We start from the raw sequence: 14,075 nt of genomic DNA, 5'->3' as shown, positions 1-14,075 counted from the left end.
AACCTATGAAAGTATTAATTGTTGATGATAATCATGATGTTATTGAAACAATCATGGATTATTTAACCCTAGAGGGGATTATTGCCGACTGTGCATATCACGGGGAAAGTGCAATCAATTTAATTCAACAAAACCATTACGATGTCATCATAATGGATATTATGATGCCTAAATTAGACGGTATTAATACGGTCAAAAAACTGCGTGAAGAAATTTATTGTAATACACCGATTATATTTTTAACCGCCAAAGATAGTCTGCAGGATAAAATTGATTCTTTTACATCAGGTGGGGATGATTTTTTAAATAAACCTTTCGCGATGGAAGAATTATGCTTACGACTGCATTCACTGCATAATCGTGGCCCACGTTTAGATGTGGGTATTTTGCGCTTCAGTGATATCAGTTTAAATTTGCAAACCCATCAAGTTACCCGTGCTGGTAAAGAAATTAAGCTCAGTAAAATTCAGCGCACCATTCTTTCACTGTTACTAAAACATGCGCCCGCTATCGTGAGTAAAGAGCAATTGGTAGATACAGTATGGGGAGATGATGCACCTTCGAGTGATTCACTTCGCAGCCACATATACAGCTTACGCAGTGCACTCGATAAAGGTTTTTCAGACTCAAAATTAGAGACTATCCATGGCCAAGGTTACCGACTTATCCCCTGAGCATTTTCCGAGTTTATATAAAAAAATCCGCCTCACTTTTTTAGTATTAACTAGCTTGATGTTTGCCATTTTTTGGAGCCTCATTTATATCGCCGAAGAACAAATTGAGAAGATTAGCCTCGAGCAAACGCTGGCCACAGAGACTCGCGAATATCTAAAAAATTATCAAAGGTTTGGTGATAAAGCACAGCTCCCCGATATCAATGAATTGAAAACATATTGGAGCAAAGAGTTTGTACCAGCTTGGCTGCAACCTTATCAAAATACCGGATTTTACGAACATCAACTGGGTGATGAAGATAAACACTTTTTGATATCCGCTCATCCTTCTGGGCAAGGGCTGTTGTATGTGGTTTATAAGGATGACGCGGACGATTTCCTTGATAGCTATGAAGATAGAATGCACATTTTGATCTCTATTATGGGGATCGGTTTGCTCCTGTTTATCATGGCGTATGGATTGTATTTTGTACGTCTGCTATCCAGTCCACTTGCTGAGATTGAAAATAAAATCAATCAACTATCACCCAAAAGACCGACATCAACACCGAGTACTTCATACCGTGAAACCCGCCAGATTGAGCAAACCCTATTAAGCAACAAAGCTAAAATTGCCGCCTACTTCACTCGGGAACAAGAATTTAGTCGTTTTGCCTCCCATGAGCTACGCACGCCCATTATGGTGATCCAAGGTTCGGTAGAATTGCTCAAAAAAATCCCCAATGCGACAACCGAGGCTCAACAATTAATGGTCAAAAAAGCCATTACACGTATTGATTACGCAGGGCATCAAATGAAAACGCTCACCGAGGCCTTTTTACTTCTCGGAAAAGAAGACATTGAATCCCAGCACTACAGCCAAATTGATTTAGCACCACGCCTTGAACACATTTTAGCTGAAATGGCGCAGCATTTTGCCAAGCAAGAAATCACCTACAGCTTAACGCTTAAAGATTGCTTGAGCATCAAGGCGCCACTGAGCTTTATTGACATAGTGATAGGTAATTTAATTAAAAATGCTTTCAATTACAGTGCCGGAAACATTGAAATTACGATGCAAAGCAACCAATTATGGATACTGAATCCACTAAGTACTCAAAGTACTGATACATCAGGCTATGGCTGCGGATTAATTATTATTGAACGTATTTGCGAGCGAATGGGCTGGGCATTTTCAACCCAAAACGATGGTGCTAGCTATCAGGCTTATGTTCAGTTTATAGATAATGCCCATTAACTGAAGTTAGCTTGGATAAATGACCTCGTTTTAGCAAATTCTGAGTTGCAAACCCAATCTTCACAACCGCTTCACGCTTGTCTTGGCACTATGCTCGCAACACTGTAATAGCCATTGAGGCTGAGTTACATAAAACCATAGAAAGGACAAACAGATGAATAAAATGACTCTTACCGTTTTCGCAATGGCACTTTCATTCACGACTATGGCCAGCCAAGCAGGCTTTCAACCTACAACGGGTGAACCTCAAATACAGGGTGGCTTCCAAGGGCCGAGCGCAAGACAAGTGATTCATGATGTGGTGAGCGCGCTCAATGCCAGTGATGACGCCCAAATTGAGTTAACGGGCCATATCATTTCTTCCATTGGACACGATGATTATATTTTCCGTGACGCTACGGGTGATATTAAGGTCGAAATTGATGATGATTTATGGCGCGGCAACACAGTAACACCTGAGACTCAGGTCATTATTCGTGGTGAAGTGGATAAAGATTGGTCTGAAGTGACCATAGATGCAGACAACATTCAAATCGTACAATAAATGGATTTAGTTAAAGCCAGCCAATGAATGGCTGGCTTTGGTCACATTCAAACTTCATGTCTTAAATACGCTTAGATAGCAGCCAAAACAACTTCAGCTTTACTGGCTTCAAAAGCCTTTGGCTCTTCTACATTCAGTAAAGTCACTACACCATTATCGATGATCATGGCATAACGTTGTGAACGCACGCCACCAAAACCGGCAGTATCCATCTCTAAACCTAAGGCTTTAGTAAAGCTGGCATCGCCATCGGCTAACATCATTAATTCAGAGGCATTTTGTGCTTCGCCCCACGCTTTCATCACAAAGGCATCGTTCACAGCAACACAGGCAATCAAATCCACGCCTTTCGCTTTAAATTGATCGGCTAATACCACATAGCCAGGTAAATGCGCTTCTGAACACGTTGGAGTAAAAGCACCTGGCACTGCAAACAATACGACTTTTTTACCCGCGAACAATTCGGTAACTTGGTGATTCACCATGCCATCTTTAGTTAGTTGGCCTAATGTGGCCGCGGGTAATGTTTGACCTTGAGCAATCATGTCTTTCTCCATTTAGTTAAAATAACTCATCCATACTAGCCCTATTTACCGCAGATAAACACCGAGAGAAATAAGGGCGATTAGACTCGAGTTCGATTCAACCGCAGCCCCGCACACAAACTAAGACATAACAAACCTAATACTGAGAAGGCGCCGCCACTTTCCTCAACAACGATAATGTCGGGCTCTCTGTCTCGATCGCTACTCTCCAATGGCAGCGCATACAAACTATCGGTCTCATCGGCGCTAATGGTCGCAACAATATCGCTGTAACCCACTTCATACACATCAATCAACACATCATAGTGATCCGTCGCATAACCCGTGTAGAGCGTGGTCAACACTTCGTAATCGTCCTGTGTCGAATCGCCGTAAATGGTAAATACGTCTGTGGTGTAGTAATGCACCCAAGGGCCACCATCACGACTGAGATAAAGCTCGGCAAATAAATCAGCTCTTTCATTAAGATATGCACCATTGACATCAACGTCGAAGGTCACGCTAAACGTTTGATAAAACCCATCGTAGTCAAAGTCTTCAAACAAACGACTGCTGGCATCAAAAATCGAAAAGCTGTGATACACAGGTGCGCGGTAGGGATCTTCACTGGTCGCGCTCGAACTCGGAATCCCTTGGCTCGCATGTTTCGCTGTTACTTGCTCACGCGTCATCGGCGAGGCGCCCATAAGTTGCACTCGGTTTGTCGTCTGCGCTTTGGATGATAAGACTGGCGCAAAGGATTTCACGGCCGCAGCGGCGACGCCAGTGACATTTTTGGCAGGCGCGGCTTGCTGTAACAAAGCTAAGGCTTGTTGTTCCTGCTCGGCAGCTTGCTCGCTATTTTCCGCTTTTTTAGCAATGCCAACGCTGGCTGCAGTAAATGGCGTTAAGCTTTGCGATGACTCCAGTTCGCGGGGCTGAGCGCTAGCGGCAGGGGACGCTAAAAACAGAGCTGCAATAGCCGTTGCCATAAACAGCTTAACATTAACTGTGGCTGCCATATCTTGCTTATTGAGTGTGTTCATCTTGAATATCCTATGGATAACCCGTTCAAATTGGAGCTATTAAAGTGCAATGAAGGTGAACATAAGCTGAACATCAACGCCCACTGTTCTCAGCCAGAAGATACGTTCAGCCCGAGTTCATCTGGAATGGGTAACACTCACAAAACTTAAACGATACAAGCGCGAGCATAGAAATAGACTCGCCAACAGAACTTCAGTTCTGTCACGAATAACAAAATAACTGCCAGAGTTAATTTTGAAGGAATTGTGCCAACCAATTGGCTGATCTCTATGTGTTTGTTAAGGTGATGAGGTATTCTTAGTCGACTCGATAAGTTATCCATCTCACTCATTAACTTAAGATCGCTGAACATTGCGGGTACCCGATATGAAACTTGGTTTGACCTTGGCCCTAATCACTTGCTTATCAGCCTCCTTTGGTTGCATAGCAGGTAATGATAGACATGATGATCGTAATCAGCCTCGTAACCAAGGTGCGAAGAATGAGCAGCGCCGTCTAGCGGTCAATAGCCCTGATCAAGCGGTGGCAATGGCGCAACGACAATTTCAAGGCAAAGTATTGAGCGTACAATCCAGCGGATCGGGATATCGTATTAAAATCCTCAATAATGATGGCCAAGTATTTTCTGTTTCAGTAGATGCCGCAACGGGCCGAGTCTCGAGGAACTAACGATGCGATTGTTACTGGTTGAAGATGATATAGAACTACAGACTAACTTAAAGCAACATCTCCTCGATGCCCATTACAGTATCGATGTTGCGAGTGATGGTGAAGAAGGCTTATTTCAAGCGCTCGAATACAACTATGATGCAGCAATTATCGATGTAGGTTTACCTAAACTCGATGGTATCGCCTTGATCCGTAGCGTGCGTGAACAAAAACGCGACTTTCCTATCCTGATTTTAACCGCAAGGGACAGTTGGCAAGATAAGGTTGAAGGACTCGATGCCGGTGCCGACGACTATCTGACGAAACCTTTCCATCCCCAAGAACTCATCGCACGACTAAAAGCCCTGATCCGTCGCTCCGCCGGTAAGGCCAGCCCCCTGATCTACAACGGCCCCTTTAGCCTTAACACCAGCAGTCTAGAAGTACGTAAAGGCGAAGAACTGGTTAATCTCAGTGGTTCTGAATACAAGCTATTCGAATTTTTTATGTTGCATCAAGGCGAAGTCAAATCAAAAACTGTACTCACAGAACATATTTACGATCAGGATTTTGATTTAGATTCTAACGTCATCGAAGTCTTTATCCGCCGGTTACGCAAAAAACTCGACCCAGATAATCAATACAACTTAATTGAAACTCTGCGCGGCCAAGGTTATCGCCTAAAAGCGTTAACGTCTGGGCAAGCAACCGATGAGTAAACGCGCCATGGCGTGGCAAGTGTTGAACTCCCTAAAAGCACGCTTAGTTGCCAGCGCGCTATTATTTATCTTAGTGTTATTACCCTTGATCGGCGTTGCCTTAAACGATGCCTTTACTGAACAAGTTAAAAGCGCAACCAAGAATGAACTCAGTGCCTATGTCTATTCGATTCTCGCGGTGACTGAAGTCGAAAACAAACAAATCTCCATCCCAGAGTTAGTGTTAGAGAATCGTTTTAACCTCATTCAATCAGGACTGTATGCCATTGCAACCACTGAAGACGCCAGCGGCAAACAAGATATAGTGTGGCACTCGCAATCTTTTATGGGGATTACGCCACCGCCACATTTTACCATCCCGGCCACAGGTCAAAGCGCATTTGAGCAAATCGAGCTCGCCGATCAACTCCATTTGATTTATAGCTTTAGTGTCAGTTTTGCCAGCCAAAATCAAAACGTGCCTGTGACAATCCACATCATTAAAGACGAGCGAGAATTTCAGCAGCAAATTGATCAGTTTAATCAACAGCTTTGGACTTGGCTGCTGATCTTAATGTTAGTCATGTTAGTGTTTCAATTAAGTTGGTTACTGTGGACGTTGCGACCTTTAGCACGCTTTACCCAAGAGTTACATTCCGTCGAGCAAGGTAAGTCGATGCAGCTAAGTAGCCAGTACCCCACTGAATTACAAGCGGTTGCTCGGCAGCTTAATATTTTGCTCAATACCGAACAAACCCAACGAAAACGCTATCGTAATGCCTTGGCCGACCTAGCCCATAGCCTCAAAACGCCACTGGCGGTGATCAAGAGTCAGGCCGACTTAAGCGAATCCTCCAGTGAGCAAGTATCAGTGATCAGCCGGATCATTGGCCACCAGCTAAAACGCGCCCAAACCGCAGCGGCGGCCTCGTGGCATTTAGGTATTCGTGTCGATGAAGTCGCCGCTAAGTTATTACGCACGTTAGCTAAAATTTATCGAGAGCCACAAATCAATCTCAGCGGCGAGATGGTAGAACACGCAGTATTCAAAGGGGATGAAGCAGATCTGACTGAAATTCTAGGCAATTTACTCGACAACGCCTGTAAAGCCGCGAAGTCTACGGTGACATTAACGGTCACAGGCGATGCCTATCAACTGCTAATCTGTATCGAAGATGATGGCCCAGGGATCAGTGAAGCCCTGCAAAATCAAATCTTTGAACGTGGTATTCGCGCAGACTCCTACCTTCAAGGTAATGGTATTGGGCTTGCTATCGTGCGCGATTTAGTCGACAGCTATAACGGCAGAATTTCTGTCTCTCGTTCAGAAACCTTAGGTGGTGCCAAATTTAGCATCAGCTTTGCACACTCAGTTTAAGTCTTTATTTTCAATGCGATAGACTTATTACTTCTCTTAAAACTTGGCTATAAATAAATATTTAACCGCAAAACACTTTCAGCTTATGTTCATATTCACACGCCTAATATGCCCATAACATCCTCGAACAGGATTATTGGAGCAAACCATGAACAGACTACATCGATGGAATTGGCTAGTGTTAACGGCGGCATTAGTGGCCTTGCCTTTCACTACCACAGCACAGGCTGCGGGCATATCTGCGAGCCAAGGATCGAGCACAGCGGTAAGCCAAGCCGAACTCGAACAAATGCTGGCGCCTATTGCCCTGTATCCCGATAGCTTACTGACCCACATACTTATCGCTTCAACTTATCCACTCGAAATAGTGCAGGCACAGCGTTGGTTAACCCAACGCCCCAAATCATCGATCGACCAAATTATGTCGCAAGCCGAAGATCAGGACTGGGACCCGAGCGTCAAAGCCTTGCTGGCCTTCCCGACGCTGCTGCAAAAAATGAGTGAAGATCTCGACTGGACTCAAAGACTCGGTGAAGCCTTCTTAGAAGATGAAGGCCAAGTGATGAACAGCATTCAGTCCCTAAGACAACAGGCTGATAAAGCGAATAGCTTAGCAGACATGGATAACATGGCAATTACCCGCGCCAACAATCAGATCATCATAGAACCCGCTAAGCGAGAAATCGTCTACGTCCCCTATTACGATCCACGCGTGGTTTACGGCACATGGCGTTGGGGAGTGGCTTATCCTCCTGTATATTGGGAATTTGGCGGCTATGCTGGCTATCCCTATCGTCCGAGTCATAACCATTTCTACTGGTCACCGGGCATCCATATTTCCTTTAACTACTTCTTCAGTTCGTTCCACTGGCACAACCATAAAGTGGTGGTGATCGACTATCGCCATTCACACCGATATCGCCCACGGGAAAGATACAGTGTTAGCCATGGCGCACAACCTTGGAAACATAAACCCGAACATAGACGCGGTGTGAGTTATCACAATCCAGTGGTGAAACAACGCTATTACCATGATGATAAATATCGCGGCAGAGATTCACACTCAAGCGGCAGTAAACAGCACTTCAATAGCCAATATTCGAAGTCTAAAGAACGCCAAGATACCCATAGTAATCTGGGTAATATGAATAATCAGGGCAATAAAAGTCGTGATAATAAAGACTATCACAACGTCAGCCGTGAACGTGATAACCGCGCGCCGAGTTATCAGAAAACGCAAGCCGAGTTAAAGGAACGTCGATCTGCGACTATGGTACAAACACCAACCCACAAGGAGCGTAATGACATGCAATCAAGACCCGTGCAGTCAAAGCCAATGCCATCAAAGGAGCCTCAGCAAAGGCAATATCAAACTCGGGATTCACAGCCGCGTAATGTCGATCAACAAAGGGCACAGTCACAAAGGCAAGAAAAACCAAGAACTATGACCCCAAGAGTTGAAACGCCACGACCTGAAACAAGACGTACAGAGCCACAACGGATTGAACAACCAAGACAAGCGGCGCCTAGACAACGCGAAGAAGTGAGAGTGAGACAAAGTGAGCCACGCCAAAATGCGCAAACCGCTCGCTCGGTAGAACATAACCAAGGTCGATCAACTCAAAGTCAAGAACGCCGTCATAGGGAATAACAAGATATAAACTGAAAACGAGTGCCCAGGAGACTCCCCCTCTTACTGGGCATTTTTATGGATTATTTATCTGTAACATCACCTCACAAAGGCAACTTCCTCCAGAGTTAATACCCTAAATATATCTCATATTCCAAAATGAACTACAAATAACAATTTTAATAACCAAATTTGCAGATATAGTCAGAGTGCGAGTCAAACTGGCTTCATCCGGTCGTCATTTGGCTCTCTTATAAACTCACATCTTGGAGGATGAAATATGGCAACCTTATTAATTGTGCCAGGGTTTGGTGGTAGCGGCCCTTTACATTGGCAAAGTTGGATTGCACAAAAATATGAATCAGCTATATGGGTCAATGACTTACCACTATTGGAGCCTAAGATTCATATCTGGGCCAATGCCATTTGCCGCGCAATCGATCAAATCGAAGGTGAAATCCTCATCCTCGCCCACAGTTTTGGCTGTTTAGCGACAAGCCTTGCCATCGCTCATCATCCACAGCGGGTAGCAGCAGCTATTTTAGTCGCGCCAGCATCACCAGCACGATTTTCTGAGAATGGACACATTCTGCCTGAACACGATGGCACTCAAACGATCAAACACTTGTTGCCAAGACATCCCTTAGGTGTCACTGGGCTTGTCATTGCCAGTGAAAACGATCCTTGGATGCCCTTTAATCAAGCTGCAAAACTGGCAAAAAAATTGGGATTCCCAACAATCAACTTAGGGTTAAGTGGCCACATTAATGTCGATTCCGGACATGGACAGTGGCCCCTCATTGATGTGCTTATTGGTAATCTTATCTATCAAATAGAAAGTGCAACTCAGAGCCTGTCTAACGATCTCACAAACTCAAACACACAAAAGACACACTTATTACATAAAAGAATATCAAATCGCAAAATGTAACTTTTTAGTTATCAATATTTGATTATAATTCCAATTACGTTGTCAAAAACCACTTACATGAGGACTTATATGGCAACCAAAGAAGATCTACAAACCGTGATCCCCGTGCTCGTCAATAGTTTAGAAAAACTACTGGGTAGAATTGAGTTTGGGACAGTGGAATTAACCTTTCACCATGGGAAATTAGTGCAATTAGAAAAGAAAGAAAAAATTCGTTTAGACCAAGTTACGCCGTCGAAATAAAAACGAAATTTACCACCCAATCAACACAGTTAGACCACATCGCTGACCGGTCAACCGGAAGCCTTATTAAATAATATGAGGATTTCGGTATGAATATTTTATCTCACCTACAAAAAGCAACACTCACCTTAGTTTTGGCCTCTACTAGTTTTCTCGCACTCGCTGAAGATACGCTATTGAATGTTTCCTATGATCCAACCCGTGAATTCTATCGGGAATATAACCAAATCTTCAGCCAATACTGGCAAAAACAAGGCCATAAAGCCCCAACCATACGTCAATCTCACGGTGGTTCAGGCTCGCAAGCTCGCTCAGTTATTGATGGATTAGAAGCGGATGTTGTCACTCTGGCACTGGCCTATGACGTTGATGCATTAAGGCAAAAAGCGGATTTAATTCCTGAAAATTGGCAAAGTCGCCTACCACACAATAGCTCGCCCTATACCTCGACAATAGTGCTATTGGTTCGCAAGGGAAATCCCAAAAATATCCATGACTGGAATGACTTAGTTCGTGAAGGTGTAGAGGTCATTACCCCAAATCCTAAGACTTCAGGCGGGGCGCGCTGGAACTATCTCGCCGCTTGGGGTTATGCACTGAAGCAATACGGCTCAGAAGAAAAAGCGTTAGAGTTTGTCACTCAGATTTATAAAAACGTACCTGTGCTGGACTCTGGCGCCCGTGGCGCAACCAATACCTTTGTACAGCGTAAAATTGGCGATGTGTTCATCGCTTGGGAAAATGAAGCCATATTATCAGTTGAGCAGTTAGGAAAAGGTGAATTTGAAATCATTGTTCCAAGTGTCAGCATTCTTGCCGAGCCACCAGTGACAGTGGTAGATAAAAATGTCGATCGCAAAGGGACACGTAAGTTAGCAGAAGCTTACTTAGCACATCTCTATACTGATGAAGCACAACACCTAGCTGCAAAACACTTTTATCGCCCGACAAACCCAGACATTGCGTTGCAATACAAAGACAAGTTTCCACAACTGAAGCTCTTTACCATTGATGAGGTTTTTGGTGGCTGGAACAAAGCACAAAAAACGCATTTTAATGATGGTGGTCAATTCGATTCTATTTTAACCAAGATTAGCAAGTAATCTTTTACACGGTTTCATTAATACGAAACCGCCCATTGGTTTCACTTATCTCGCGACGGAATAATGATATGAGCAAGGTTGTCATAAAATCTGTGCTACCTGGATTTGGTATTACCTTAGGCTTCTCAGTTTTATATTTAAGTTTGCTATTTCTTATTCCTGTAGCCGGATTAGTTCTGTTTACGCTGCAAATGAGTTGGGCTGACTTTTGGGTCGCAATTAGTCATCCTCAGGTTGTAGCCTCATACAAGCTGTCATTTACAGCGTCTTTTATTGGCGCCAGTATTAATGCCATTTTTGGGACTCTCGTCGCTTGGGTGTTAGTACGTTATCAATTTTTTGGTAAAAAAGTCGTCGATGCTTTAGTCGATCTGCCTTTTGCCTTACCGACGGCTGTCGCAGGTATCGCGCTCGTAACGCTTTATTCGACTACCGGGTGGGTAGGTCAATATTTACACTTATGGGGCATTAAAGTCGCCTACAGTCAAATTGGTGTTGTAATCGCCTTAACTTACATTGGATTGCCCTTTGTCGTACGAACAGTACAACCGGTTTTAGCAGACTTTTCAAAGGAACTTGAAGAAGCCTCAGCGTCCCTCGGTGCTAATCGATTAACCACCATAAGAAGAGTGATCCTACCTGCGGTATTACCTGCATTATTAACGGGTTACGCCTTAGCCTTTGCACGTGCAGTGGGCGAATATGGTTCCGTCATTTTTATCTCGGGCAATTTGCCCTATCGCACCGAAATTACTCCGCTACTGATAGTGTCCAAAGCTGAGCAATATGACTATAACGGCGCTGCGGCTATCGGCGTGGTCATGCTCGCAGCAGCTTTCCTCTTATTGTTATTAATTAATAGCCTACAGTGGTGGGCGAGTAAAAGAGGTTAAGTCTATGGGCCAAATATCGACTGTAAATCATCACGCTACTACTGAGGCTCCTTGGATAAAGTGGAGTTTAATCGGGATCGCATTAAGCTTTCTCGCACTGTTTCTGGTTTTTCCATTAGCGGTTGTGCTCTACGGCGCCTTTGAAGCGGGTCTCAAGGTCTGGTGGCAAGCCGTGACAGATCCCGATGCGCTCGCTTCCATTCGACTCACCTTGTTAGTGTTAATTATTGTTGTACCCACTAATGCTATTTTTGGTGTAGCCATCGCTTGGGCCATTGCTAAATTTGAGTTTAGAGGCAAAACCATACTGATCTCAATAATCGATATGCCCTTCGCTATCTCACCCGTCGTGGTCGGGCTGATTTTTGTGATCCTCTTTGGTGCCCAAGGCTGGTTTGGGCCTTGGCTTGCGGCCCATGATTTAAAAGTGATTTTTGCCGTTCCGGGCATAGTCATTGTCATCATGTTCGGCACTTTACCCTTTATTGCCCGTGAACTCATCCCACTGATGCAGCAACAGGGCAAAGATGAAGAAGAGGCCTCACTCACCCTAGGTGCCAGTGGTTTAAAGACCTTTTGGTACGTCACACTGCCGAACATTAAGTGGGGCTTACTCTACGGCGTGATCCTGTGTAATGCCCGTGCTATGGGCGAGTTTGGGGCGGTAGCAGTGGTCTCTGGACGCATTCGCGGTGAGACCAATACTATGCCGCTACACATAGAAGTGCTTTATAACGAATACATGTTTACGGCCGCGTTTGCCGTGTCATCCCTGCTCACAGGTTTAGCACTGGTCACTATAGTGCTGAAAAGCCTTGTGGAGTGGAAAGATGAGCGCAAACATCAAATTAACTAAACGCAACGTCCTTGGGAACAGAGCATTATGAGCATACACATTCAACAAGTTAATAAGCGTTTTAGTGATTTTGTTGCCGTGGACTCGGTCAATTTAGAGATCAAAACAGGAGAGCTGACAGCCCTTTTAGGTCCATCCGGCTCAGGCAAAACAACGTTACTCAGGATTATTGCCGGACTCGAACAGGCCGACAGTGGCATAGTCAGATTTAATGGCGAAGACATCACCACACAGCATGTGAGTGAACGCGGTGTCGGTTTTGTATTCCAACATTACGCCCTGTTTAAACATATGACTGTATTCGAAAATGTCGCATATGGACTCACAGTCAGACCACGAAAGACACGTCCGACTAAGGCAGAAATTGCCGATAAGGTGCATTCATTACTCAAACTCGTCCAATTAGATTGGACTGCTAATCGCTATCCATCACAACTTTCAGGCGGTCAAAGGCAACGCATCGCACTCGCCCGCGCGCTTGCGGTCGAACCTAAGGTTCTACTGTTAGACGAACCCTTTGGCGCGCTCGATGCAAAAGTCCGCGCAGAATTACGCCGCTGGTTAAGACGCTTACACGATGAGATTAATGTCACTACCGTATTTGTGACCCATGATCAGGAAGAAGCACTCGAAGTCGCAGACAAAATCGTGGTGATGAATCAAGGTCGTATCGAGCAGCAAGGTACGCCAGAAGAAGTTTATGATAATCCAAGCAATCCTTTTGTGTACGAGTTTCTTGGCAATGTGAACCTATTTCATGCCCGGGTAAAACAAGGGCATAGCACTATAGGCAATATCCACATTCCCTCACCTGAACACACGATTAGCGAAGAGCAACAAGGCTTGGCCTATGTTCGTCCACACGAAATCGAAGTACTGACACAACCAACTGAAAATGCCCTTAAAGTCAGTTTAGACTTAGTGACCATAGTTGGCCCTGCAGTGAGATTAGAAGTCCTAACTGAGCTAGATAACCAACTGATCCATGTTGAATTATCTAAAGTGCAATTTAAACAGCTTGGCATAAACAAAGGTGATAGCGCTTGGATCCAGCCGCGCTATACCAAAGTCTTTTTAGGGGAAGGTATTTAGCCACTCACCGCCCTAATCAATAGATCAGAACTTCAAGGTCAAGGACTGACCTTCACCCATTCCCTGCCACTCAACACTCAAATCCATAATCTCATTGAGAATATGATCAAAATCTGTTTGGTTAACAGTAGGAACGGCTAAGTCTCGACTGCTACAGGCTTGCTCTAACAGATAAATAAAGCCGTCATAGGTTGGCGTTTCACCCGACCACAGTAGCGACTGCAGGGTCTCAACTATGGATTCGGTTTGCCACACCTCCGTTTTATCAGCGATGGCGCGGGAGGTTTCATTATGCTCTAAGGTAAAGCTGATATCGGCGCCAGCTCTGATCTGCGAGAAGAAAGCGCCTTGAATATGCAGGCGTTTTTCAACCACATAGTGGATCATATCGTGAGGTGCTATACCTTGTTCTGGCATTTGGGTTTGGGTCGCACTACCGTCCATGCGCACACAGCGCAACTGGCCATAACGCTGAGTACCTTTAGTGAAGATGACTTGCATAAAACCATCCTTAGTATTTTGATTAACGCATGCATAATGCGAACTCAAGTATAGTCCAACTCTGCGCCAGCATTAG

16 protein-coding genes are annotated in these 14,075 nt (G+C 44.6%); 13 read left to right on the top strand and 3 right to left on the bottom strand.

Translation table 11 applies throughout. The annotated features are described in order from the left end of the window. The first annotated feature begins 5 nt into the window (after positions 1 to 5). From L5M37_RS13745 to L5M37_RS13735, 3 genes are all read left to right on the top strand, one after another. A complete protein-coding gene (locus tag L5M37_RS13745) occupies positions 6 to 674 on the top strand; it encodes a response regulator transcription factor (RefSeq protein WP_131525518.1) in 669 nt (222 codons plus the stop codon). Then, positions 646 to 1,911 carry a sensor histidine kinase gene (locus L5M37_RS13740; protein ID WP_131525517.1) on the top strand — a complete coding sequence of 422 codons (1,266 nt, stop codon included), beginning with the start codon at positions 646 to 648 and terminating at the stop codon, positions 1,909 to 1,911. Before L5M37_RS13745 ends, L5M37_RS13740 begins: the two co-directional genes overlap by 29 nt. Before the next feature lie 154 nt (positions 1,912 to 2,065). Next, entirely contained in the window at positions 2,066 to 2,455 is a 390-nt protein-coding gene (locus L5M37_RS13735) for a YgiW/YdeI family stress tolerance OB fold protein (protein WP_113940229.1), read from the top strand. Positions 2,456 to 2,526: 71 nt separating this feature from the next. On the opposite strand, the gene L5M37_RS13730 is transcribed toward L5M37_RS13735, so the two are convergent. Beyond that, positions 2,527 to 3,000: a peroxiredoxin gene (locus tag L5M37_RS13730; RefSeq protein ID WP_113940228.1), complete on the bottom strand. Its 474-nt coding sequence runs from the start codon at positions 2,998 to 3,000 to the stop codon at positions 2,527 to 2,529. Between the two features lie 80 nt (positions 3,001 to 3,080). After that, positions 3,081 to 4,025 (bottom strand): choice-of-anchor H family protein, encoded by a 945-nt coding sequence (locus L5M37_RS13725; protein ID WP_263200842.1) that lies wholly within the window; start codon positions 4,023 to 4,025, stop codon positions 3,081 to 3,083. 367 nt (positions 4,026 to 4,392) lie between these two features. Here L5M37_RS13725 and L5M37_RS13720 point away from each other — a divergent pair, with 367 nt between their 5' ends. The 10 genes from L5M37_RS13720 (at position 4,393) to L5M37_RS13675 (ending at position 13,498) form a co-directional block, all read left to right on the top strand. After that, the gene (locus tag L5M37_RS13720; RefSeq protein ID WP_105250671.1) at positions 4,393 to 4,695 is read left to right on the top strand and encodes a PepSY domain-containing protein; all 303 of its coding nucleotides are present in this window, start codon (positions 4,393 to 4,395) and stop codon (positions 4,693 to 4,695) included. A gap of 2 nt (positions 4,696 to 4,697) precedes the next feature. Beyond that, positions 4,698 to 5,393 carry a response regulator transcription factor gene (locus tag L5M37_RS13715; RefSeq protein ID WP_113940226.1) on the top strand — a complete coding sequence of 232 codons (696 nt, stop codon included), beginning with the start codon at positions 4,698 to 4,700 and terminating at the stop codon, positions 5,391 to 5,393. Next, on the top strand, positions 5,386 to 6,750 hold the full coding sequence (locus L5M37_RS13710) for an ATP-binding protein (RefSeq protein WP_105250673.1): 1,365 nt from the start codon (positions 5,386 to 5,388) through the stop codon (positions 6,748 to 6,750). Before L5M37_RS13715 ends, L5M37_RS13710 begins: the two co-directional genes overlap by 8 nt. Before the next feature lie 148 nt (positions 6,751 to 6,898). Beyond that, on the top strand, positions 6,899 to 8,401 hold the full coding sequence (locus L5M37_RS13705) for a DUF3300 domain-containing protein (protein WP_263200840.1): 1,503 nt from the start codon (positions 6,899 to 6,901) through the stop codon (positions 8,399 to 8,401). 259 nt (positions 8,402 to 8,660) lie between these two features. Further along, the gene (locus L5M37_RS13700) at positions 8,661 to 9,311 is read left to right on the top strand and encodes an alpha/beta hydrolase (RefSeq protein ID WP_113940224.1); all 651 of its coding nucleotides are present in this window, start codon (positions 8,661 to 8,663) and stop codon (positions 9,309 to 9,311) included. A 69-nt stretch (positions 9,312 to 9,380) separates the two neighbouring features. Continuing rightward, positions 9,381 to 9,554, top strand: coding sequence for a YezD family protein (locus L5M37_RS13695; RefSeq protein WP_105250676.1), 174 nt, complete (start codon positions 9,381 to 9,383; stop codon positions 9,552 to 9,554). 89 nt (positions 9,555 to 9,643) lie between these two features. Then, entirely contained in the window at positions 9,644 to 10,657 is a 1,014-nt protein-coding gene (locus L5M37_RS13690; protein WP_113940223.1) for a sulfate ABC transporter substrate-binding protein, read from the top strand. Positions 10,658 to 10,725: 68 nt separating this feature from the next. Beyond that, positions 10,726 to 11,550 carry a sulfate ABC transporter permease subunit CysT gene (cysT, locus tag L5M37_RS13685; protein WP_011790693.1) on the top strand — a complete coding sequence of 275 codons (825 nt, stop codon included), beginning with the start codon at positions 10,726 to 10,728 and terminating at the stop codon, positions 11,548 to 11,550. A 4-nt stretch (positions 11,551 to 11,554) separates the two neighbouring features. Continuing rightward, positions 11,555 to 12,406: a sulfate ABC transporter permease subunit CysW gene (gene cysW, locus L5M37_RS13680; protein ID WP_113940222.1), complete on the top strand. Its 852-nt coding sequence runs from the start codon at positions 11,555 to 11,557 to the stop codon at positions 12,404 to 12,406. Between the two features lie 27 nt (positions 12,407 to 12,433). Further along, complete coding sequence (locus L5M37_RS13675) at positions 12,434 to 13,498, top strand: sulfate/molybdate ABC transporter ATP-binding protein (protein ID WP_113940221.1); 1,065 nt, start codon at positions 12,434 to 12,436, stop codon at positions 13,496 to 13,498. A gap of 24 nt (positions 13,499 to 13,522) precedes the next feature. Here the strand turns inward: L5M37_RS13675 and L5M37_RS13670 are convergent, their stop codons facing one another. Further along, complete coding sequence (locus L5M37_RS13670; protein ID WP_113940220.1) at positions 13,523 to 13,999, bottom strand: cytoplasmic protein; 477 nt, start codon at positions 13,997 to 13,999, stop codon at positions 13,523 to 13,525. Between the last annotated feature and the right edge of the window lie 76 nt (positions 14,000 to 14,075).

This window comes from Shewanella sp. SM69, from assembly GCF_025653985.1.
GTDB lineage: Bacteria > Pseudomonadota > Gammaproteobacteria > Enterobacterales > Shewanellaceae > Shewanella > Shewanella oncorhynchi.
The sequence above is the reverse complement of the archived record's forward strand: the minus strand, read 5'-3'. Positions and strand labels throughout refer to the sequence as shown.